Raw genomic sequence first — 20,321 nt, 5'->3', positions numbered from 1 at the left:
GCGCCGCCTATTTCATGGCTGGCACAGGTTTCGTGATCGCCGCTCAGATTTGCCGGCGGCGATAGAGCACGATGATAACGGCCATCAGCATGCCGGCCAGCGAATACCAGGTGATGGCATAGACGAGGTGGTTGTTGGGAAAGACGACCTGCGTCAGGCCGCCCACAGGGTAGCCACCGGGATTGGGCGTCTTGTCCGCATCAATGAAGAAGGGCGCAACCTTGTCGGCCGGCAGACCCTTGGCCTCGGCAATCGCTTGAACATCGCGCGAATACCATCGGCCTGTGGCGGCATCATTGCTGCGCAGGAAAGCGCCTTTCGGCTCGCTGAGGCGCAGCAGGCCGACCACATCGACGGTGCCGGACGGATTGCCGTCCGTACGCGTTGCCGGGTCGCGCCGGTCCGGCGGCACAAAGCCCCGATTGATGAGAATGACGCTGCCGTCGGCCTGGATCAGAGGCGTGAGCACCCAGAAGCCGGGGCCGAGAATCGTATTGGCCTGCGCCAGTACTTCCTTGTCGTGAAGGAACGTGCCGGACAGCCTGATATGCCGATATTCCTGCGTGGCAGGGTCGAAATCCGACCATTCATCTGGTGCGGGGATCGCTCCCGGCGGCGCCTGAACGCGCGCTTCAACGCGGGCAATCAGGTCCAGCTTCCAGAACAGCCGCTTGACCTGCCAGGTGCCGAGGGCGAGAAGGCCCGCCGTCACGAGGACGGCGAGCAGAAGCGTGACGACCGTCCGGGGACGGACGCGGGTATCAGGGGGCATTGCGCATCATATCCGGGCTGACCGGCATCATGTTGATGTTCAGATGGTGCATGACCCAGAGCGAACCGGACAGGGCGATGACCAGGATCACGAAGGTGAAGATCAGGGCCAGCAGCGTCCAGCCGCCTTCCGACCGGCTGTTCATGTGCAGGAAGTAGACCATGTGCACGACGATCTGAATCGCCGCGAACACCATGATCAGGGCAACGGTGACGGCCTTGCTCGAGAACACGTCCCCCATCACCAGCCAGAAGGGCACGGCGGTGAGGATGACCGACAGGATGAAGCCGGTCATATAGCTCTTCATCGAACCATGACCTGCGTCATGGCCATCGCTGTGGCCGTGATGGGCCTGATGCGCGTCTTCGTGATGCGTGATGTGGGTGGTCATCCGACGACTCCGATCAGATAGACGAGAGAGAAAACGCCGATCCAGACGACGTCGAGGAAGTGCCAGAACATCGACAGGCACATCAGGCGCCGGCGGTTCTCCGGGATCAGCCCGTGCAGCGACACCTGGACCATCAGCGTCACCAGCCAGATACAGCCGAAGGTGACGTGCAGCCCGTGCGTGCCAACCAGGGTGAAGAACGACGACAGGAAGGCCGACCGGTCAGGGCCTGCACCCTCGAGGATCAGGTGGTGGAACTCGTAAAGTTCGAGGAACAGGAAGGCGAGGCCGAAGATGCCGGTGATCGCCAGCCAGCCGAGCGTCGCCTTCTTGTTGTTCTTCTCCATGGCGAGCATGGCGAAGCCGTAGGTGATCGACGAGAACAGGAGCATCGCCGTGTTGATGGCGACCAGCGTCAGGTCGAACAGGTCCGCCGGCGCAGGCCCGGCCGCATAGGAGCGGCCAAGCACGGCGTAGGTGGCGAACAGCATCGCGAAGATGAGGCAGTCGCTCATCAGATAGATCCAGAAACCCAGAAGCGTGCTGTTTTCCGGATGATGGTCTTCCTGAAGGTAGAAGACCGGCTCGCCCTTGGTATCGAGAGGGGTGCTGCTCATCAGGTCAGGCCTTCCTGGTCAGAAGCTGGGTGCGTTCGGCTTCGGTGGCCACCACCTCATCGGCGGGGATGTAGAAGTCGCGCTTATAGTTGAAGGTGTGGACGATCGATACGACGATGATCGCCACGAGCGACAGGGCGGCGAGCCACCACATGTACCAGATCAGCCCGAAGCCGAGGGCGACGGAGAGACCGGCGAGGATCACCCCGGTGCCGGTGTTCTTCGGCATGTGGATCGGCCGGAAGCCTTCCAGCGGGCGGGTATAGCCGCGGCGCTTCATGTCGTACCAGCTGTCATGATCGTGGATCACGGGCGTGAAGGCGAAGTTGTAATCCGGCGGCGGCGAAGAGGTCGACCATTCCAGCGTCCGGCCGTTCCACGGATCGCCCGTAAGGTCACGCAGTTCTTCGCGCTTCATGAAGCTGACGATCAGCTGGATGATGAAGGACGCGATACCGAGCGCGATCAGGAAGGCGCCGAAGGCGGCGATGATGAACCAGATCTGCAGGGAAGGATCCTCGAACTGGCTGACGCGGCGGGTCACGCCCATCAGGCCGAGAACGTAGAGCGGCATGAAGGCGAAGTAGAAGCCGACGAGCCAGAACCAGAAGGACATCTTGCCCCAGAAGGCGTCCAGGCGGAAGCCGAAAGCCTTCGGGAACCAGTAGTTGAAGCCGGCCAGCACACCGAAGACCACGCCACCGATGATGACGTTGTGGAAGTGGGCGATGAGGAACAGCGAATTGTGCAGCACGAAGTCAGCCGGCGGGACCGCCAGCATGACGCCGGTCATGCCGCCGATGACGAAGGTGACCATGAAGCCGATCGTCCACAGCATCGGCACTTCGAAGCGGATGCGGCCGCGATACATGGTGAAGAGCCAGTTGAAGATCTTCGCGCCCGTTGGGATCGAGATGATCATCGTGGTGATGCCGAAGAAGGCGTTGACGCTGGCGCCCGAGCCCATGGTGAAGAAGTGGTGCAGCCAGACGAGGTAGGACAGGATCATGATCACGCAGGTGGCGTAGACCATCGACGCATAGCCGAACAGGCGCTTGCCACAGAAGGTGGCGACGATTTCGGAGAAGATGCCGAAAGCCGGCAGGATCAGGATGTAGACTTCCGGATGGCCCCAGATCCAGATGAGGTTGACGTACATCATCGGATTTCCACCAAGGTCGTTGGTGAAGAAATGGGTGCCGACATAGCGGTCGAGCGACAAGAGCGCCAAGGTGGCGGTCAGGATCGGGAAGCTGGCGACGATCAGGATGTTGGTGCAGAAGGAGGTCCAGGTGAAGATCGGCATCTTCATCATGGTCATGCCCGGCGCGCGCATCTTGACGATGGTGGCGATCAGGTTGATGCCCGACAGCGTCGTGCCGACACCGGCCACCTGCAGGCCCCAGATATAGTAATCCACCCCGACGCCTGGGCTGTAATCCGCGCCCGAGAGCGGCGGATAGGCAAGCCAGCCCGTGCGCGCGAACTCGCCGACGAAGAGCGAGATCATGATCAGCGCGGCGCCTGCGGCCGTCATCCAGAAGGAGAAGTTGTTGAGGAAGGGGAAGGACACGTCGCGCGCGCCGATCTGCAGCGGCACGACGAAGTTCATCAGCCCGGTGACGAAAGGCATGGCCATGAAGAAGATCATGATCACGCCATGGGCGGTGAAGATCTGGTCGTAGTGGTGCGGCGGAAAGATGCCCTCATTGCCGTTGAAGGCAATGGCCTGCTGCGTGCGCATCATCAGCGCGTCGGCAAAGCCGCGCAGCAGCATGATGATCGCCAGAACGATATACATGATGCCGATCTTCTTGTGATCGACGCTGGTGAACCACTCCTTCCAGAGATAACCCCAGAGGCGGAAATAGGTGAGCGCGCCGACAACCGCGATGCCGCCGAGCGCCACCGCGATGAAGGTCGCCACCAGGATCGGCTCATGAATCGGGAAAGCGCCCAGATCGAGCCTCCCGAAGATCAGCGATTTTGTGTCCAGATGCGAAAACATGGTTTGTACCTGCGTTCTTTAAGAGCGGTCGGCGCGGCGCGTCAGGCGCGCCAGCCCGTTCCTAGTTGGCCTGGTTGAGCTGCTTGGGGGCGATACCGCCCTCGCCTTCAGGCGCGGGGTTCCCGTGGGTGTCCTGGCCGCCCATGTTGCCCATGTCGTGGCCTTGCATGCCGTTTTCGGCCGGCGCCGCATGCGGCTGTTCCTGATTCGGCGATTCCGGGCTGCGTGCGTCATTGCCATGGGCCGGGAAGGTGGCGGCGTTGGTGCCCGCGCCCTCGTCGGCATGGCGGGTGTCGTAGCGCAGCTTCTCGCGGTTCTCGTGGCTCTCCTTGCCGGCGCCGCCCATCATGTCGATATGCATCATGTCCTTGGCGCACATCTGGCCCGGCTTGACGCAGAGATTGACGATGGCATCGAAGAGATTGTCCTCGACATTGGCGAACTGGCGCTTCGGCTCACGCTCGCTCGGCTTCTCGAATTCGAGATAGGCGGCGCGGTCGAAGGTCGTGTTACCCGCCTTCGTCTTGGCAACCCAGGCATCGAAATCGGCTTGGGACGTGCCGTTGAAGGTGAAGGTCATGTGGGAGAAGCCGGCACCGCTGTAATTGGCCGAAAATCCATTGTAAGCGCCGGCCTGGTTGATGACCGCATGCAGCTTGGTGCGCATGCCGGGCATGGCATAGACCTGGCCGGCAAGTGCGGGAATGTAGAAGGAGTTCATCACCGAAGAGGCGGTGATCTCGAAATTGATCGGCACGTCGACGGGCGCATAGAGCTCGTTGACGGTGGCCAAGCCCTGTTCGGGATAGATGAACAGCCATTTCCAGTCGAGCGCGACGACCTGCACCGTCAGCGGCTTGACATCGGCCGGCAGCGGACGTTGCGCGTCGATCCGATCGAGCGGACGATAGGGATCGAGCTTGTGCGTCGAGATCCAGGTGATGGCGCCGAGCGCGATGATGATGGCCAGCGGCGCGGCCCAGATCACCACTTCCAGACGGGTCGAATGGTGCCATTCGGGATCGTAGGTCGCTGCCGTATTGGCTGCGCGATAGCGCCAGGCGAAGAACAGGGTCAAACAGATCACCGGAATGATGATCAGAAGCATCAGCAGCGTCGAGATGACGATCAAGTCGCGCTGCTGGGCCGCGATATCGCCGAACGGGGACATGACCACCATGTTGCAGCCAGCCAGCATTCCCAGCAGCGGGAGGAGGAGCAGGCTCCTCGGAAATTTCACGGGTTTCATCATGGCATGATGTTCTTTCGTTTCGATGTCCTGCGACTAATGCCACCCGCGCAGGAACGGTATGAGGTGTTTGGTCGCACCGCCGCGCCGCTGCTGCGGCAGGGCCAAATTATGGGCCTAAATGTCCGATTTGTCCCGCCATTAAACGATTGCGGCCAAAAGTCGAGCACCGGCTTGCGCCAGGTGAATGGCTGCCATGCGTGCAGTGCAAGGCAGAATGCTGCGTCGCGACGACGAATTTTAGCCTTCGCCCACTTGATAAGAAACATTGGGCGCTCAAGATCGTTCTGGGGGCGGCGTGGCACGGCGTGCCGCCGGAACGGAAGGAGGCGTTATCATGGCCAGTATGGCAGTTTCCCGGGGAATGACCCCATCGTCGTCCAGCATGGAGCGCGATGCGCGCACGATTCATGACGACAAGCCGGTTTCGGCCGGCAACATCGCCATCGGTGTGATCATCGGCCGGATGTCGGAGTTTTTCGACTTCTTCGTCTTCGGCCTGGCCTCGGTGCTGGTCTTTCCGCAACTGATCTTTCCCTTCGCGCCTGACCGCCTGACGGGCACGCTTTATTCCTTTGCGATCTTCTCGCTTGCCTTCATCGCCCGGCCGCTCGGCTCGGTCGTCTTCACCGCGATCGACCGCAACTACGGTCGGGGCACCAAACTGACGATCGCGCTGTTTGTTCTCGGCAGCTCGACAGTCTGCATGGGTTTCCTGCCGGGCTATGACACCATCGGTGTCTGGGCGATCTATCTTCTCGCTCTCTTTCGTCTGGGCCAGGGGTTCGCGCTGGGCGGCGCCTGGGACGGCCTGGCATCGCTCCTGGCCATGAACGCGCCGGAGCGGCATCGCGGCTGGTATGCCATGGTGCCCCAGCTCGGCGCGCCCATCGGCTTTGCACTGGCCAGCCTGCTCTTCGGCTATTTCGTTGCCAACCTCTCTAACGAGGATTTCTTAAGCTGGGGTTGGCGCTACCCCTTCTTCGTCGCTTTCGCGATCAATGTCGTGGCGCTTTTCGCGCGGCTGCGTCTCGTCGTGTCCAAGGAATTCGGCACGGCGCTGGAGCAGCACGAGCTGCAGCCCGTCCGGCTTCGCAACCTGCTCTCCGTCCATGGGCGCGATATTCTGATCGGTGCCTTCGTGCCGCTGGCCAGCTTCGCCATGTTCCACCTCGTCACGATCTTCCCGCTCGGCTGGACCAATCTCTACGGCGACCAGGCTATCGGCGCCTTCATGATGGTGCAGGTCGTCGGCGCGCTCTGTGGTATCGCCACCATCATCGCGTCCGGCCTGCTCGCCGACCGCATCGGCCGGCGCAGCCAGCTGGGCGTTGCCGCCATCATCATCGCGATCTTCAGCTTTGTCGGCCCGATCCTGATTTCCTCCGGTTCGGCTGGTATCGACGCCTTCGTCATTATCGGCTTCGGCGTTCTCGGCCTGTCCTTCGGCCAGGCCTCCGGTTCGGTGTCCTTCCGCTTCGGGAAGGCCTATCGCTACACCGGCTCGGCCTTCACCTCGGACCTCGCCTGGCTGGTCGGCGCCGGGTTTGCGCCGCTGATCGTGCTGTATCTCTCCAGCCATTTCGGCGTGACCTATATCGGGCTCTATCTCCTGTCCGGCGCTCTGTGCACGCTGGCTGCCTTGTTCTTCAACAAGCGCATCGAACCAGCCACGGACTGACCGCGCCGGGATCGCTTGCCGCAAGGCCATGGCCTTGCGGCAACCCGTCCCGCAACACAGGACGGGTTGCCGGAACGAACAAACCCCGGCGCAAATCCGGGGTTGTGAAGACGATCAGGACACGTCTAATAGATTCTCGTCCCATGAATCGATCACACATGGGGACGAGGTTTTGTGTTTGGCGCCGCTGGCCCTTCAGGCCGTTGCGCCAAAGGCCGCTTGCGGCGCCGAATGGCTCTGCGCCCTGCGGCGCGATGCCTTGATCGCGGTGCGGAACCAGTCGATGGTCACGGGCAGGCCCTCGGCCAGACTGACCTGAGGCGCCCAGCCAAGGACCGACTGCGCCCGGGAAATATCCGGACGACGACGCTGGGGATCATCCTTCGGCAGAGGCCGGTGAACAATGCGCGAGGCGGTCGGCAGCCGGTCCAGGACCATTTCGGCCAGTTCCAGAATGGTGAATTCACCCGGATTGCCGATGTTGACGGGCATGCCGGGATTGGGATCGACGGCCATCAGCCGCCGCAGCCCTTCCACCAGATCCGAGACATAGCAGAAGGACCGTGTCTGCGATCCGTCGCCATAGATGGTCAGAGGCTCGTTCCTCAACGCCTGGACGATGAGGTTCGAGACGATGCGTCCATCATCGGGCTGCATGCGCGGGCCATAGGTGTTGAAGATGCGCACCACGCGCGCGTCCACCTGCCCCAGGCGCAGGCTGTCGAAGCAGAGCGCTTCTGCCGCGCGCTTGCCCTCGTCATAGCAGGCGCGCGGGCCCGTGCAGTTGACATTGCCCCAGTAGTCCTCGCGCTGCGGATGCTCCAGGGGATCGCCATAGACCTCGCTGGTCGAGGCCTGGAGAAAGCGTGCGCCATGCCGGGCGGCCAGTTGCAGGAGAGTGCCGGTGCCGACCACGCTGGTCATCATCGTATGAAAGGGATCGGCCTGATAAAGCGGCGGCGACGCGGGACAGGCCAGATTGTAAATTTCGTCCACCGCCTCCTCGATGACGAGCGGGGTGCAGATATCCTGCTCGATCAGGCGAAAGTTCGGGTGATTGCCGAGGGGCCTGATATTGTCAGGCGTACTGGTAAGGTAGCTGTCGACACAGAGCACGCGATGGCCGTCCGCCAGGAGCCGATCGCACAGATGCGAGCCGACGAAGCCGGCGCCGCCGGCCACGAGGCTTGTTTTCCGTTGCCGGATGGTTTTGGGTCTGTCGAGCATAGGCTCTCTCCTTTTTGCGGGTCGCAAGGCATGAGCGCGCAAGCCGGCTGTGGCTGGGACGGCGCCGAGGATGAAGCGTGAAGGGCTTACGCCCGCCGTCGCGCAGCCGGTTGCGCGGGAAGGCTATCGAGCACGGCCAGGAGATCGCCGGCGCGGGCGCGGCCGGTGTGATCGGCGAGCACGCGCGTCATCGCCCCGTTAGCGAGGCGGTCGCGCGCCTCGCTCGTCATCTCCGTCAAGGCGACGATCACATCCTCGCTGGTTTCTGCCACCAGCACGGCTTCACCATCCGGCAAGACTTCGGCAAGGCCTTCCCAACGGTCGCTGATGATCGCCGTGCGGCAGGCCGCCGCTTCGAAAAGCCGCACGCTCGGCGACCAGCCAGCCGCGATCATATCGGCCCGGGTGACGTTCAGGGTAAAGCGCTGGCGGCTGTAGAAGGCGGCATGATCGGCGGGTGCGAGATGGTCGATCCGTTCGACATTGGCAGGCCAGTCGATGTCATCGGGATATTGCGGCCCAGCCACGGCGAAGCGGCAACGCGGCAGGCGTCGCGCGGGCTCGATCAGCAGCCGCTCCAAAGTCGGCTGCCGATCCGGGCTGTAGGTGCCGAGATAGCCAAGGTCGATATCGGGCGTAGCACCCGTGTGGCGATAGCGTGTCTCGTCCACGGAGCAATAGAGCGCCTCTGCCCGCCGCGCGCCAAAATCCGTCTCCAGACGGTCGAGCACGCGACCGCCGGAAAAGGAGAAATAGACATCGAAGAGCGGCACCTGCCGGCGCTGAAGATACTCTTCCTCGCCGCGCGACAACTTGGCCATGGTGACGGGCGTGTCGATGTCATAAAAGCACAGGGCCTTGACGCCAAGCGCGTGGACCGCATCGATCACGGCAGGCCCTTCGGGCACATAGGAGCCGATGATGACGGCATCCGCCGCTTGAAGCTCAGGCCCAAACCGCGCGATCAGCTCGCCAGTGTCCTGATAAAGAGCCAGCCGGCAGAAATCAGGGTCCGGCAGGTCGCGCGCATTGGCGTACCAGGGCACGTCGCGTTCCAGGAACAGCACGTCCTCGCCTTTTTCGTGCAGCCCGCGCAACAGCGCGCGGAACGTCGTAGCGTGGCCATTGCCCCAGGAGGAGGACAGCGACAGGCCAATGAAGACCAGCTTGCGGGGTGTCGTGGTCATGCCGCCTGCTCCCCCGCCCTGCGCTTCAGCGTGCCCGCATCCTTCAGGATTCCGTCAAGTCTCGCCGCGCGATCGGCATAGGTATGATCTCTGAGCACGCGGGTCAGCGCAGCCTGGCCGATGGCCTTGGCACGGTCTTTGGTGAGGCCTGCCAGAATCTCGGCCACATCCTGCCCATCCCGCGCCACCAGCACTTCCGGGCCCGGTTCCAGAAACAGCGGAATGCCTTCCCAATGGTCGGTGATCAGGCACGCACCGGCACCGGCGGCCTCGAAGACGCGGGTTGCCGGGGAAAAGCCGGTTTCCGCCATGCTGGCCCGGGAGATGTTCAACACCGCCTTCGGCGTGACGTTGAAGGCATTGTGGTCGCGCGTCGGCACATGGCCGATGTCGCGGACATTGGCGCTCATCATTTTGTCGCCCCAGCCGGATCCGCCGATCATAAAGCGCTGATCGGCAAGACGCGCCGCGGGTTCCAGGAAAAAGGTTTCGACCCGCGCTTCGCGATCGGGCAGGCGATTGCCGAGGAAACCAAGATCGCAAGCAAAGCGCAGATCAGGCGCCACCGGGTGATGCGTCTCTGGATCGAGCGCGTTGTAGATGGGAATGCAGGCGCGCGCACCGAGCGCGCGATAGGCAGAGACCACCGGATCGCCGCCGCCATAAGTCAGCACCATGTCCAGCGCCGGCAAAGCCCGGCGCAGCGGATGATCGGGTGCCGCCCGCAGCTCGGCCAGGGTTGCCGGCGCATCCACATCCCAGAAGATCCTGAGCGCCTGCGGCCGCGCGGCGGCCATGACCTCGGCCAAGAGCAGGTCGTCCTCGAAGCCGACGCCGCTGGCCTTGACGACCACATCGGCGTGCACAGCCTCGGCGGCGGCCTGGCGTAGCGCGGCGACCGTGCCGTCGTAGACGACCACCCGCGCCCAATCGGGCGGGTCTATGTCACGGTTCTTCTGCCGGTCATAGACGTCTGGCTCATAGAAGGTCACCTGATGACCGAGCGCCGCCAGAGCGCGGATCATCCCGCGATAATAGGTCGCCGCACCGTTCCAATAGGCGGAGGTCAGGCTGGATCCGTAGAAGGCGATCTTCATGCGGCGGCGTCCTTGGACAAAGAGGGAGCGGGAGCGGCGAGACCGTCGCGAACCTGCCGCGTGCCATGGGCGGCAAGAATGGCGAGCAGCTCGTCGACGCGGTGGCGGCAGGTATGGCGGGAAAGCACGGTGCGTCGGCCATGCTCGGCAAGCTCCCGCGCCATGTCGGGATCGGACAACAGAACCCGCATCAGCCGCGTCATCTCGCCGCCATCGCGAGCAAAGAGAAAATCGCGGCCGAAAGCAAAGAGCCCCTCGGAATCGTCCCAGGGGGCGGAAATCAGCGGGATGCCGCAGGCGAGCGCCTCGAACATGCGGATGGTCGGAATGCCCGGCAAATTCTCCACATAAGGTCGTCTCGGAATGTGCACCGTCAGCCGATGCGCGGCGAAAGCCTCGGGCGCCAGTGCATTGGCGATCCAGCCGCCATATTGGATGCCGGCCGCCTGGAGGGCATCGAGAGCAGCCTGCGGATAGCGCACGCCGCGCACGGTTGCTGAAAGGCCCAATGCGCTGACGGGTTCGATCAGAAAAGAACCGATCTCGGCAGACCGCTCGTCATCGCCCCAATTGCCGATCCAGATCACATCGCCCGTCCTGGCGATCTCGGGCATGGGATGAAACAGCGCGTCGTCGGCCGCTTCATGCCAGGTAAAGACCGAGCGACCCCAGCCAGCGTCGAGATAGCGCTGGCGCAATGTTTCGCCAAAGGCGAGCACCAGATCATAGCCGGAGAGATCGAGCCCGGCGATCTCGCCTTCGGCCGAGACGGCGCGATGATGGGTATCGTGGAAGATCAGCGTGAAGCGGCCGCCGGCCTGGCGGGCACGGCCGATCCGGGCGACGAGTGCGGGATCGGTCCATTCATGGACGATCACCACATCCGCCGCATCCAGTGCCGCTTCGTGATCGAAATCGGCGCCATGGGCGGTCGAACCGAGCATCGGAAAGGCGCGGGAAAAATTGTCCAGTGCGCCCTGCCCCTGATCGGCCAGAAGATTTTGCAGGCTCCAGGCGTCCTCTGGCTCCAAGGCCACGACGCCGTGGCCGCGCCGGATCAGATCGCGGCAGAGCCCGCGCAGGAAATGGGCATTGCCATGGTTCCAGTCGGACACCAGGGAATGGGTGTAAAAAAGAAATCGCATCGGCTACTACTCCGCGGCGGAACTTGGGGACAGGAAGGCACGCGCGCCGGCGCCGGCCCGAGACATGATGGAGGACGAGACGCTATCTGTCGGCTTGGCTGCCGGCACCGCCGGATCTCTGGCGTCAACCAACTGCCAATAGAGCGCGGCCATGGCATCGGCCTGCGCCTGAGGCGTGAAGCGACGCGCGCGCAGGCGCGCCCGTTCGCCCAGTTCACCGCGCAGATCGGAATCGAGGGTCAGGCGGTTGATGGCGCGCGCGAAAGCCTGCGGATCGTCCGGCGGGGCAAAGAGCGCCGCGTCATCCCACAGCTCGCGATAGGTCGGTATATCGGAGAGCACCAGCGCCGCACCGGAACGGGCGCCTTCGAGCGCTGCCAGACCGAAGGGCTCGTAAAGCGAGGGGGACGCGACGATGCCGGCGGAGGCAAGCCGGGCCATGGCACCGCAATGCGGCAGGACGCCGAGGCCCTTTGCATGGGAGAGCGTCAGGCTCTGGCCATTCGGTCCGGTGAGAGGCCCGGCCATTTCCACGCTCCAGAGCGCCATGGCGGCGGCCTCGTCGAGCATGGCGCCGTTCTTGCCCTCATCCCACCAGCGGCCGGCCGCAAAGACACGCTGGTCTCTCGGCAGGATGGTCTCGTTGAGGCGCGTTGCGTTTTCCACCACCGTCGCCTTGATCTCTGCCCCATAGGTGAACCCAAGTGCGCGCGCATGAGATGCACTTGGACTGACCACCGCATCCGCACGGAGCAGGCCTTCACGGTTCATCGCGACATGCCAGTCCCAACCCTGAGGCGGGCCGCTGCCGCGTACGGCGGCAAACCAGGTCGGCACGCAGGAGTGCGAGACCACGAGCACGGGCCGCGCGGTATCGAGCCCGACGGCCTGGGTGGGCAGGTTCAGGTGAAGGACATCGACATTGTGGATCTCCGCCAGGCGTGACAGGGCCGGACCGACGCCCGACAGGGCCTGCGGCCCTTCGCACAGCCAGTCGAGCGATTCGTCAAGCCAGACCAGCTCGCCGATCGCCTGGGCCTGCCGCCGCTCGCTCCCGCCTGGCGGGGGGCCGAAGCCGACGAAGACGGTGGCTACGCCTTGGACCTTGAGTTCGCTCGCCAGATCCATTGCATAGCGCCAGACGCCGCCGACCGCGTCGAGCGTCATCAGCAGCCTGAGCGGGCGGGCGCCGGCGGCGCTCATGCCGGAACCTTCATCGCAGGCGCGCGCTCGCCGCCGGACACGCGGTTCGTCACCAGCCAGTCATGCAAGTCGCGCACGCCGTCGCGCCATTTCATCTGCGCCCGCCAGCCGAGCACATCCGTCAGCTTGCGGGTATCGGCGACGAAATAGAGCTGGTCACCGGCGCGCCAAGCGCCATGCTCGAGCTTGAGCGGACTTCCGGTCAGACGCTCGATTTCGCGCAGCACCATCTGGATGCTGACGGAATTGATCGGGCCTCCGCCGAGGTTGAACGCCTGGCCTTTCACGCCGTCAATGCCTGAAAGCACCGCACGATAGGCAGCAACGGCATCGTTGACGTGGAGGATGTCGCGCACCTGCTTGCCATCGCCATAGATCGAGATCGGCGCCCCTTTCAGCGCGCTGATCAGGAAATGCGCCACCCAGCCCTGATCCTCCGTCCCGAACTGGCGGGGACCGTAGATGCAGCTCATCCGGAGCACGGCGGTGCGTAAGCCGAAGGACTTGGCGTAGTCGAGCACATACTGGTCGGCCACGCCCTTGGAGCAGCCATAGGGCGTGCAGAAATCGAGCGGCCGGCCTTCGCCGATCCCATGAGCGCGTACGATCTCATCGCCGGGAATATAGCGGTCGTCATGCTCGACCATCGCCATATCGTCGAGCCCGCCGTAAACCTTGTTGGTCGAGGCGAAGATCACGGGCGTCTGACGGCCCGCCTTGCGCACGGCTTCCAGCACATTGAGCGTGCCGCGCGCATTGGCCTCGAAATCGTCGATGGGCGAGACGAGGCTGGTGGTCACCGCCGTCTGGGCAGCGAAGTGAAAAACCGCCTTGGCATCCTTGATCGAGGATTCCAGGCTCAGGAGATCGCGCACATCGCCGAGAACGGGGTGAACATGCGGCCCATGCCGATCCATCAGCCAATGGAGATTCTGATCGACGCCGGCGCGGCTCAGATTGTCGAGCACGACCACATCCTCGCCCTCAGCCAGGAAGCTTTCCGCCAGATTGGAGCCGATAAAGCCGGAGCCGCCGATGATGACAACAGGCTTGGCCTGGCCGGTCAGCACGGGGGCAGCGAGCTTGGTCACCGCCTCCAGCTTCTCCACACCGCCTTCCGTCAGGAGCCGGGCCAGGAGCTTCGGCTGGTCATTGGCATCGACGGCGCCCAAGTGATAGTGGCGTGGGTCGAACCATAGCCCCTCCTGCACCGGCACATCGCGCGGAATATCGCGCCAGGCATACCAATACATCCGGTCGGCCGGCACGCTCAGCGCTTTCATGAAGCGCCGCGCCTGCTCGACCTCGTCATTGCGCCAGGTGGAATAGCCTGTTTCGGTGATCCAGATTTCCGACTGCGGATTGTAGCGGTCGAGGATCGTGCGCATTTCGCCCAGATGCAGGTCCCATCCGCCCCAGGTGCCAGCTTCGCTGTCCCAGGTGCCGGGGAAACCATGAAAACCGACGGCATCGACCACCTGCAGCACGCCGCGCTCGCCCATCAGGTTCAGCCAATAGGGATCGAACGGGCAAGGGCCGCCCAGCACCGGCTTCCAGCCGCGCTCGCCGGCCCAATAGGCCGCGCCGCCGACCATCTCGCAGAAGAGCGCGAAATCCTGATCGGCCCGCCAATCCCAGTCGAGCAGATTATTGGGTTCGTTCCAGAGTTCGATATGGGTGAAATGCTCGCCATAGCGCGTGAGCACATGATCGACGAAATCGGCGTAATCCTTCAGCACGTGCGGCGCGCCGGAGGAGCGTCCATTGCGCGAGAGCGATGGCGGCGTGTAGTGGATGCAGGGCAGCAGATCGAAATCGCGGCCGAGCTGCGGGATCAGCCAGTCGAACCAGGCCTCGCCGCCATCCGCCAGATATTCCGCCCAGGAAAGATGGGTGCGCAAAAAGCTGGCGCCGGCAGCGCGCAGTTGCGGCAGCACGGTTTGGGCGCGCTCGTATTCGCCGGGGCGAAACCATTCGACAAAGCCATAAGGCCGGCTGGAAAGCCTGGAGCTGGCATCGTTCACGAGACAAGCCCCCTTTCTTCCAGCTGCCGGCGCATCTCAGCGCCCCGGTCGATGGCGCCGGACGCGCGCACCCACTCGGCGAAGGGGCCGAGGCTGTTTTCCAAACGATGTTGCGGCTCGAAGCCCAACAGATCATGCGCCTTGCCGATATCGGCGAAGCAGTTGCGGATATCGCCCGAGCGTGCCTTGCCAAGAATTTCCGGCGCGATTTCCGGCACGCCCATCGCATCGGCCAGAAGGCGGGCAACCTCGGCGATCGTATAGGCCTGGCCGCTGCCGATATTGATGACGTGGCCGCCGGCATGCGGCTGCTCCAGCGCCAGACGGAAGGCGCGCGCGACATCGCGGACATGGACGAAGTCCCGCCGCTGTTCGCCATCCTCGAAGATCGTCGGCGGCTGGCCATTGGCGATCCGCGAGGCGAAATTGGCGAGAACGCCGGTATAAGGATTGGAGAGCGCCTGGCCGGCACCGAAAACATTGAAGAGCCTGAGCGCTACGGCTTCGACGCCATAGGCCTCGCCGAAGATCAGAACCTGTTTTTCCTGGGCATATTTGGTCAGCGCGTAGATCGAAGCGAGATCGACGGGCTTCTCCTCGTCGGTCGCCACAGGCGTCAGCACCTCACCATCGGGGCCTTCCGGATTCCAGCGGCCGGCCTTGATCTCGCTCGACCGGCGACGCACAGCGCCAAAGCGCCTGCCATCCGGCCCGGTATAGAGACCTTCGCCATAGACGCTCATCGAGGAGGCGACGACGATGCGCCGGATCGGCCGATCGATCATGGCTTCCAGAAGCACAGCCGTGCCGAGATCATTGCCACCGACATAGCGGGCGATTTCGTACATGGACTGACCGACGCCGACCTCTGCCGCCAGATGGACCACGGCATCCACGCCATCAAGCGCTGTCGAAACGGCGGACTTGTCGCGCACATCGGCCCGGACGATCTCGGCGGCCTCGGGAAGCTCGGCTTCGGCATCGCCATGGACCTGATCGATCATCGCATCGAGGATGCGGACCTCATAGCCATGATCGAGCAGTTCCTCCGCGACATGACGGCCAATAAAGCCGCAGCCTCCGGTAACAAGAATCTTTGACATGGATCACCCGGTGCTCATAAAGTATAACAACGGGCACTCCAACAAGGCGATCTCACCAAAGTTCCTTCATCTAGAACATCTTTTTCCTCCTCATCATCAACTACCCATTATTCGCTCTTCGCCATAAAAGATAATAGAATTTAGGATCTCCCTATAAAGCGCAATTGCGCAGATGTCAGAAAAGATCAACTTCTTGTTCTTCTTCTGCAACTCCTTCTTCCGACGACAGTTAGGCGCATCCGACCCGCAAGCAACTCAGCAGGCAGCCATCCATGCGCCGAGGAGCGCTGGCCTCGCTTGGGGCCTGCGGCAAGCCAGACATTTCCGGAATTCGAAGACCAAGGAGACCGCCGCCATGACCATCGCCACCTTCAAGGAGCAGAGGACGGAGCAGCGCGTGATTCAGGCGGCCGTGGTCACAGCGCCCGGCCGCGTCGAGATCCACGATGGCGCGGTGGCGGAGCCCGGCCCCGGTCAGGTTCGCATCCGCCTGGAAGGCTGCGGCGTATGCGCTTCCAACCTCACACCCTGGTCCGGACCGGACTGGATGACCTTCCCGACGGAGCCAGGCGGTCTCGGCCATGAAGGCTGGGGCATGGTGGAGGCCGTTGGCCCCGGCGTCGAAGGCATTGCGATCGGCGACCGCGTCGGCGCGCTCAGCTATCACGCCTATGCCACCCATGATCTTGCCGATGCCGAGGCCGTGGTCGTTCTGCCGGACGCTCTCGCCGACCGCCCCTTCCCGGCCGAGCCGCTTGGCTGCGCCATGAACATCTTCGCCCGCAGCGGCATAAAGGGCGGCGACACCGTCGCGATAATCGGCATCGGCTTTCTCGGCGCGCTCCTGACCCAGCTGGCTACAGCGGCCGGCGCGCGGGTCATCGCCATCGGCAGGCGTGCCTTCGCACTGGATCTGGCCCGACAGGCCGGAGCGGCAGAGACCATTGCGATGATCGATCACTGGGAGATCATCGAGGAGGTCAGGCGGCTGACCGAAGGACAATTCTGCGATGTCGTGATCGAAGCCGTCGGCAGCCAGTGGCCGCTCGATCTTGCGGCCGAACTCACCCGCGAACGGGGCCGGCTCGTCATTGCCGGCTATCATCAGGATGGCGCGCGACAGGTGAACATGCAGATGTGGAACTGGCGCGGCCTGGACGTGATCAATGCCCATGAGCGCGATCCGAAAATCTACTTGCAAGGCATGCGGGCCGCCGTCGATGCCGTGGTCGATGGCCGCCTGAAGCCGGACGCGCTCTACACCCATCGCTACGCGCTGAGCGAACTCGACCAAGCGCTCGACGCCACGCGCGACCGGCCGGATGGGTTCATGAAGGCGCTGATCATGATGGAGGATGTGCGATGAGCCAGTCCTTTGCCGCCATATCCACGGCTGCCGCGTTGAAGCAGGCCGAACGGCCATCGACGCAACGCCGTCCCCGCCTCGGCTTTCTCGGCGTCGGCTGGATCGGCCGTAACCGCATGGAGGCCATCGTCGCGACGGGAATGGCCGAAATCGCCGCCATTGCCGATCCCTCGCAGGCGATGCGGGACGAAGCTTTGGCACTGGCGCCGGGCGCGCAGGCCGCCGCCTCGCTGGAAGACCTGTTGGCGCAGGATCTCGACGGTCTTGTCATCGCCAGCCCCAGCGCGCTGCATGCAGCGCAAAGCATTGCCGCGCTCAAACGAGGCGTGGCGGTGTTCTGTCAAAAGCCGCTTGGCCGGTCGAAGGCGGAGGTGCAGGCGGTTCTCGATGCTGCCCGCGAGGCCGACCGGCTCATCGGCGTCGATCTCTCTTATCGCGAGGTGGAAGCGGTGAAGGCCGTCCGTGCGCTGGTGCGCAAAGGAGACCTTGGTCGGATCTTCTCGATCGACCTGACGTTCCACAATGCCTATGGGCCGGACAAACCCTGGTTTTACGACAAGATGCTGTCGGGCGGCGGCTGCGTGATGGATCTCGGCGTGCACATGGTCGACATGGCCTTGTGGGCCTTGGATTTTCCACAGATCGAGGCAGTCGAGGGACAGCTCTTCGCCGGCGGGCGGCCGATCGCGGCCGAAAGCGCCGAGGTCGAGGATTTCGCGCTGGCGACCATTCGGATCAAGGATGGTCCCGTCATTCGGCTGGCCTGCTCATGGAAACTTCAGGCCGGGCAGGACGCGGTGATCGAGGCGAAGATCTACGGTACGCAAGGCGGCGCAGCCTTTCGCAATGCCGGCGGGTCCTTCTACGATTTCACCGCCGATCTCTTCCACGGAACGCGAACGGAACGGCTGATCGATCCGCCGGATGCCTGGGGTGGCCGCATGGCGGCGCGCTGGGCCGAGCAACTGGCGACCAGCAACCGCTTCGACCCGGAATCCGAACATCTGGCCGACGTCACCGATGTCCTCGACAGGGTCTACGGGCGCGGCTAAGGACCAAAAAAAGCAGGCTATGACGCCGGATCAAGGCTTTGCCTCACACCTTCCGTGAGGCGAGCGCCGAAAGGTCCACACGTCGTCCACGCTAAGGCTCACTGAAATGCCTCTGTGTTACAAACCAGAAAACCCTCGGACCTTGAGGCCCGAGGGTGCAGAGACGTCATCAGCCTATGCGGTTGACGCGTTTAGCTGTTCAGCCGACCAGCCGTGCTCGCGGTGCTGCCGCTGACATTGGTGGTCGTTGCACGATCCGTGTCGGACAGGAGATCGACCGAGGATTTGACGCGCAGATTGTTCTGGACATGCTTCACGCCAGACACGGCTTCCGCCAGATCCTCGGCATAACGCTTGTCCTGGCGCGAGGTGACCGTGCCGCTCAGTGTGACTTCACCGGAGGCAACGGTCGCTTCGATGTCGGAGGCATCCAGCCGGCCGTCATCGGCAAGCCGGTCGTTCAGGTCGTCGCGGATGCGATCGTCGGAGCGGGTATAGCCCTTTGGCCCCTTGCCGCGATGCTGGTCCATCATCCGGCGGCGCTCGGCATCTTCATTGCCGAACCAGGACGCCACCTCATCGGTCGCGCGATCCATGAAACCGCGCTTCTCGCCGCTGCGGCCACGCTCATCGCTGCGCCAGGACGAGCGGTCCTCACCTGTGTTGCCGCCGTAGCCACCGGCGCTCCAGCGGTCATCACGACCCGAGCTGCGGCCGTAATCGGAGCCATAATCGTTGCTGTTGCCATAGCTTGCGCCAAAAGACGAGCGGGACGGCGATCCCTGGCGACCATAGCCGCGATCATCGTCCGAGCCACGGTTCTCGCGGCTGAAGTCGCGGCGATATCCGCCGTAGCTGCCATCGTCGCCATAGCCATGATCGTCGCTGCGCCAGGTCGAACGGTCGCCGCCCTGGTAGCGGTCCTGCGTGCTATCGCGGTCGGAGCCACTCCATGCCGAATAGTCGCCCTGGCGGCGGTCGTCGTCCCGGCCGAACGTCTCGCGGCCGTACTGGCTGGAAAAACGATTGCGGTCCATATCGCCGAAACGATCATTGTTACGCGTGTAGTTCCCATTTGCCATGATGTGTTTCCTCCTGGTTATCTCTGGTTAAACACATGGAACGCTCGACTAATGACCCGCAGGATTCTTTGTTCCGAAAAGAATGATCACGTCGTCGCGCACGCAAGGACAAGGCTTTACTGATGCATGATCAACCGGCGGAGCCGGGTTCGGCCATTTTCCGGTGCTGGCTGGCCAGCACACCGGACGGGGTGACACTGGCGATCGCGGTCTGCAGCTTGTTCTTCCAACCGCTGACGACATCGCCCTCGCCCGCCATCATCGCGTCGAAGCCGACGCGGGCGACCATGGCGGGATCGTCCTTCTTGCCTTGGCCGACAGCCGTATCTTCCAGATGGGCGCGCTCGAAGAAATCGGTGTCCGTTGGGCCCGGCATCAGACAGCTGACCGTCACGCCTGTATCCTTCAACTCGTCGCGCAGAGCGAAGGAGAAGCTGTTGATGAAGGATTTCGAGGCGTTATAAACCGCCTGAAAGCTGCCGGGCATGAAGCCGGCGATCGAGCCGGTAAACAGGATGCGGCCTTTCGAGCGCGCGCGCATCGCCCCCGCAATCGGATGGACCAGCGCCAGCATGCCCATGACATTGGTTTCGACGACCCGTCTGATCTCGCCGAGATCCTGATCCACGAAGCCATGGCCGAGGCCGCGCCCGGCATTGGCCATCAGCAGATCGACCGGGCGATTATGCGCGGCGATTGCCGCCAGAAGCGCTTCGACGCCTTCGGATGTCGCGAGATCCGTCTCGATCGGCTCGACCGTATGGCCATAGGCACGCAGCCGGTCCGCTGCCTGACGGATTGCCGGTTCGTCCGCCACGACGATCAGGTCATATCCCGCCTCCGCGGCGCATTTGGCCAGCTCGTAGCCGATGCCTGTCGAGGCGCCTGTGACGAGCGCGAGCCCCTTTCCCTCGCTTCGGCTTTCATCATTCGCGCTCATCGCTCATCTCCTTCGCCTCGTCCTGCCTGCGACCCACCACGCGCCTTATGATGGCCCGTGCTTGCCGGTCGAACAGGGAGAAGGGGGCAAAGTTCCGGCCGCCGCGGCTGGGAAGCGATGCGCGCTGCGACCTCAGCGAGCGCCTTCATCGTCCTCATCGAAGGCGACACAACCCAT

17 protein-coding genes are annotated in these 20,321 nt (G+C 63.4%); 3 read left to right on the top strand and 14 right to left on the bottom strand.

What is annotated here, in order from left to right:
• Positions 1 to 43 precede the first annotated feature (43 nt).
• The 5 genes from BMX61_RS17180 to cyoA all read right to left on the bottom strand — a co-directional run bounded on the left by BMX61_RS17180 (position 44) and on the right by cyoA (position 5,040).
• The gene (locus tag BMX61_RS17180; RefSeq protein WP_075625853.1) at positions 44 to 772 is read right to left on the bottom strand and encodes an SURF1 family protein; all 729 of its coding nucleotides are present in this window, start codon (positions 770 to 772) and stop codon (positions 44 to 46) included.
• Positions 762 to 1,163, bottom strand: coding sequence for a cytochrome o ubiquinol oxidase subunit IV (gene cyoD, locus BMX61_RS17175; protein ID WP_075625852.1), 402 nt, complete (start codon positions 1,161 to 1,163; stop codon positions 762 to 764). Before cyoD ends, BMX61_RS17180 begins: the two co-directional genes overlap by 11 nt.
• The gene (cyoC, locus tag BMX61_RS17170) at positions 1,160 to 1,780 is read right to left on the bottom strand and encodes a cytochrome o ubiquinol oxidase subunit III (RefSeq protein WP_075625851.1); all 621 of its coding nucleotides are present in this window, start codon (positions 1,778 to 1,780) and stop codon (positions 1,160 to 1,162) included. The genes cyoD and cyoC overlap by 4 nt, the downstream gene beginning before the upstream one ends.
• A 4-nt stretch (positions 1,781 to 1,784) precedes the next feature.
• A complete protein-coding gene (gene cyoB / locus BMX61_RS17165; RefSeq protein WP_075625850.1) occupies positions 1,785 to 3,788 on the bottom strand; it encodes a cytochrome o ubiquinol oxidase subunit I in 2,004 nt (667 codons plus the stop codon).
• A 61-nt stretch (positions 3,789 to 3,849) separates the two neighbouring features.
• Positions 3,850 to 5,040 carry a ubiquinol oxidase subunit II gene (gene cyoA, locus BMX61_RS17160; protein ID WP_075625849.1) on the bottom strand — a complete coding sequence of 397 codons (1,191 nt, stop codon included), beginning with the start codon at positions 5,038 to 5,040 and terminating at the stop codon, positions 3,850 to 3,852.
• A gap of 343 nt (positions 5,041 to 5,383) precedes the next feature.
• On the opposite strand from cyoA, the gene BMX61_RS17155 reads away from it, so the two are divergent.
• Positions 5,384 to 6,718 (top strand): MFS transporter, encoded by a 1,335-nt coding sequence (locus BMX61_RS17155; RefSeq protein WP_075625933.1) that lies wholly within the window; start codon positions 5,384 to 5,386, stop codon positions 6,716 to 6,718.
• 195 nt (positions 6,719 to 6,913) lie between these two features.
• Here the strand turns inward: BMX61_RS17155 and BMX61_RS17150 are convergent, their stop codons facing one another.
• The 7 genes from BMX61_RS17150 to BMX61_RS17120 all read right to left on the bottom strand — a co-directional run bounded on the left by BMX61_RS17150 (position 6,914) and on the right by BMX61_RS17120 (position 15,704).
• Positions 6,914 to 7,945, bottom strand: coding sequence for a UDP-glucuronic acid decarboxylase family protein (locus BMX61_RS17150; RefSeq protein ID WP_075625848.1), 1,032 nt, complete (start codon positions 7,943 to 7,945; stop codon positions 6,914 to 6,916).
• An 86-nt stretch (positions 7,946 to 8,031) separates the two neighbouring features.
• Positions 8,032 to 9,132, bottom strand: a complete 1,101-nt coding sequence (locus BMX61_RS17145) for a CgeB family protein (protein WP_075625847.1) — start codon at positions 9,130 to 9,132, stop codon at positions 8,032 to 8,034.
• Positions 9,129 to 10,229, bottom strand: coding sequence for a CgeB family protein (locus BMX61_RS17140; RefSeq protein WP_075625846.1), 1,101 nt, complete (start codon positions 10,227 to 10,229; stop codon positions 9,129 to 9,131). The genes BMX61_RS17145 and BMX61_RS17140 overlap by 4 nt, the downstream gene beginning before the upstream one ends.
• On the bottom strand, positions 10,226 to 11,374 hold the full coding sequence (locus BMX61_RS17135; protein ID WP_075625845.1) for a CgeB family protein: 1,149 nt from the start codon (positions 11,372 to 11,374) through the stop codon (positions 10,226 to 10,228). The genes BMX61_RS17140 and BMX61_RS17135 overlap by 4 nt, the downstream gene beginning before the upstream one ends.
• Before the next feature lie 6 nt (positions 11,375 to 11,380).
• Positions 11,381 to 12,577: a glycosyltransferase family 4 protein gene (locus BMX61_RS17130; RefSeq protein WP_075625844.1), complete on the bottom strand. Its 1,197-nt coding sequence runs from the start codon at positions 12,575 to 12,577 to the stop codon at positions 11,381 to 11,383.
• The gene (locus tag BMX61_RS17125) at positions 12,574 to 14,601 is read right to left on the bottom strand and encodes an NAD-dependent epimerase/dehydratase family protein (protein ID WP_075625843.1); all 2,028 of its coding nucleotides are present in this window, start codon (positions 14,599 to 14,601) and stop codon (positions 12,574 to 12,576) included. The genes BMX61_RS17130 and BMX61_RS17125 overlap by 4 nt, the downstream gene beginning before the upstream one ends.
• Positions 14,598 to 15,704, bottom strand: a complete 1,107-nt coding sequence (locus tag BMX61_RS17120) for an NAD-dependent epimerase/dehydratase family protein (protein WP_075625842.1) — start codon at positions 15,702 to 15,704, stop codon at positions 14,598 to 14,600. The genes BMX61_RS17125 and BMX61_RS17120 overlap by 4 nt, the downstream gene beginning before the upstream one ends.
• 355 nt (positions 15,705 to 16,059) lie before the next feature.
• Between BMX61_RS17120 and BMX61_RS17115 the strand changes: the two genes are divergently transcribed.
• Both BMX61_RS17115 and BMX61_RS17110 read left to right on the top strand, forming a co-directional pair.
• A complete protein-coding gene (locus BMX61_RS17115; protein ID WP_075625841.1) occupies positions 16,060 to 17,070 on the top strand; it encodes an MDR/zinc-dependent alcohol dehydrogenase-like family protein in 1,011 nt (336 codons plus the stop codon).
• The gene (locus tag BMX61_RS17110) at positions 17,067 to 18,122 is read left to right on the top strand and encodes a Gfo/Idh/MocA family protein (protein ID WP_075625840.1); all 1,056 of its coding nucleotides are present in this window, start codon (positions 17,067 to 17,069) and stop codon (positions 18,120 to 18,122) included. The genes BMX61_RS17115 and BMX61_RS17110 overlap by 4 nt, the downstream gene beginning before the upstream one ends.
• Positions 18,123 to 18,313: 191 nt before the next feature.
• Here BMX61_RS17110 and BMX61_RS17105 read toward each other — a convergent pair whose 3' ends face one another.
• Together BMX61_RS17105 and BMX61_RS17100 are read right to left on the bottom strand one after the other, a co-directional pair.
• Complete coding sequence (locus BMX61_RS17105; protein ID WP_075625839.1) at positions 18,314 to 19,204, bottom strand: BON domain-containing protein; 891 nt, start codon at positions 19,202 to 19,204, stop codon at positions 18,314 to 18,316.
• Positions 19,205 to 19,334: 130 nt separating this feature from the next.
• Positions 19,335 to 20,144: an SDR family NAD(P)-dependent oxidoreductase gene (locus BMX61_RS17100; RefSeq protein ID WP_075625838.1), complete on the bottom strand. Its 810-nt coding sequence runs from the start codon at positions 20,142 to 20,144 to the stop codon at positions 19,335 to 19,337.
• Positions 20,145 to 20,321 lie beyond the last annotated feature (177 nt).

The organism is Xaviernesmea oryzae (assembly GCF_900109605.1).
Taxonomy (GTDB): domain Bacteria; phylum Pseudomonadota; class Alphaproteobacteria; order Rhizobiales; family Rhizobiaceae; genus Xaviernesmea; species Xaviernesmea oryzae.
The sequence above is the reverse complement of the archived record's forward strand: the minus strand, read 5'-3'. Positions and strand labels throughout refer to the sequence as shown.

Bases quoted from the DNA above. Each gene is read 5' to 3' on its own strand.
- BMX61_RS17155 (WP_075625933.1), top strand. From the start codon at position 5,384: ATGGCAGTTTCCCGGGGAATGACCCCATCGTCGTCCAGCATGGAGCGC.
- BMX61_RS17135 (WP_075625845.1), bottom strand. From the start codon at position 11,374: ATGCGATTTCTTTTTTACACCCATTCCCTGGTGTCCGACTGGAACCAT.
- BMX61_RS17100 (WP_075625838.1), bottom strand. From the start codon at position 20,144: ATGAGCGCGAATGATGAAAGCCGAAGCGAGGGAAAGGGGCTCGCGCTC.
- cyoB (WP_075625850.1), bottom strand. From the start codon at position 3,788: ATGTTTTCGCATCTGGACACAAAATCGCTGATCTTCGGGAGGCTCGAT.
- BMX61_RS17105 (WP_075625839.1), bottom strand. From the start codon at position 19,204: ATGGCAAATGGGAACTACACGCGTAACAATGATCGTTTCGGCGATATG.
- BMX61_RS17140 (WP_075625846.1), bottom strand. From the start codon at position 10,229: ATGAAGATCGCCTTCTACGGATCCAGCCTGACCTCCGCCTATTGGAAC.
- BMX61_RS17115 (WP_075625841.1), top strand. From the start codon at position 16,060: ATGACCATCGCCACCTTCAAGGAGCAGAGGACGGAGCAGCGCGTGATT.
- BMX61_RS17110 (WP_075625840.1), top strand. From the start codon at position 17,067: ATGAGCCAGTCCTTTGCCGCCATATCCACGGCTGCCGCGTTGAAGCAG.
- cyoD (WP_075625852.1), bottom strand. From the start codon at position 1,163: ATGACCACCCACATCACGCATCACGAAGACGCGCATCAGGCCCATCAC.
- BMX61_RS17150 (WP_075625848.1), bottom strand. From the start codon at position 7,945: ATGCTCGACAGACCCAAAACCATCCGGCAACGGAAAACAAGCCTCGTG.
- BMX61_RS17130 (WP_075625844.1), bottom strand. From the start codon at position 12,577: ATGAGCGCCGCCGGCGCCCGCCCGCTCAGGCTGCTGATGACGCTCGAC.
- cyoC (WP_075625851.1), bottom strand. From the start codon at position 1,780: ATGAGCAGCACCCCTCTCGATACCAAGGGCGAGCCGGTCTTCTACCTT.
- cyoA (WP_075625849.1), bottom strand. From the start codon at position 5,040: ATGATGAAACCCGTGAAATTTCCGAGGAGCCTGCTCCTCCTCCCGCTG.
- BMX61_RS17120 (WP_075625842.1), bottom strand. From the start codon at position 15,704: ATGTCAAAGATTCTTGTTACCGGAGGCTGCGGCTTTATTGGCCGTCAT.
- BMX61_RS17145 (WP_075625847.1), bottom strand. From the start codon at position 9,132: ATGACCACGACACCCCGCAAGCTGGTCTTCATTGGCCTGTCGCTGTCC.
- BMX61_RS17180 (WP_075625853.1), bottom strand. From the start codon at position 772: ATGCCCCCTGATACCCGCGTCCGTCCCCGGACGGTCGTCACGCTTCTG.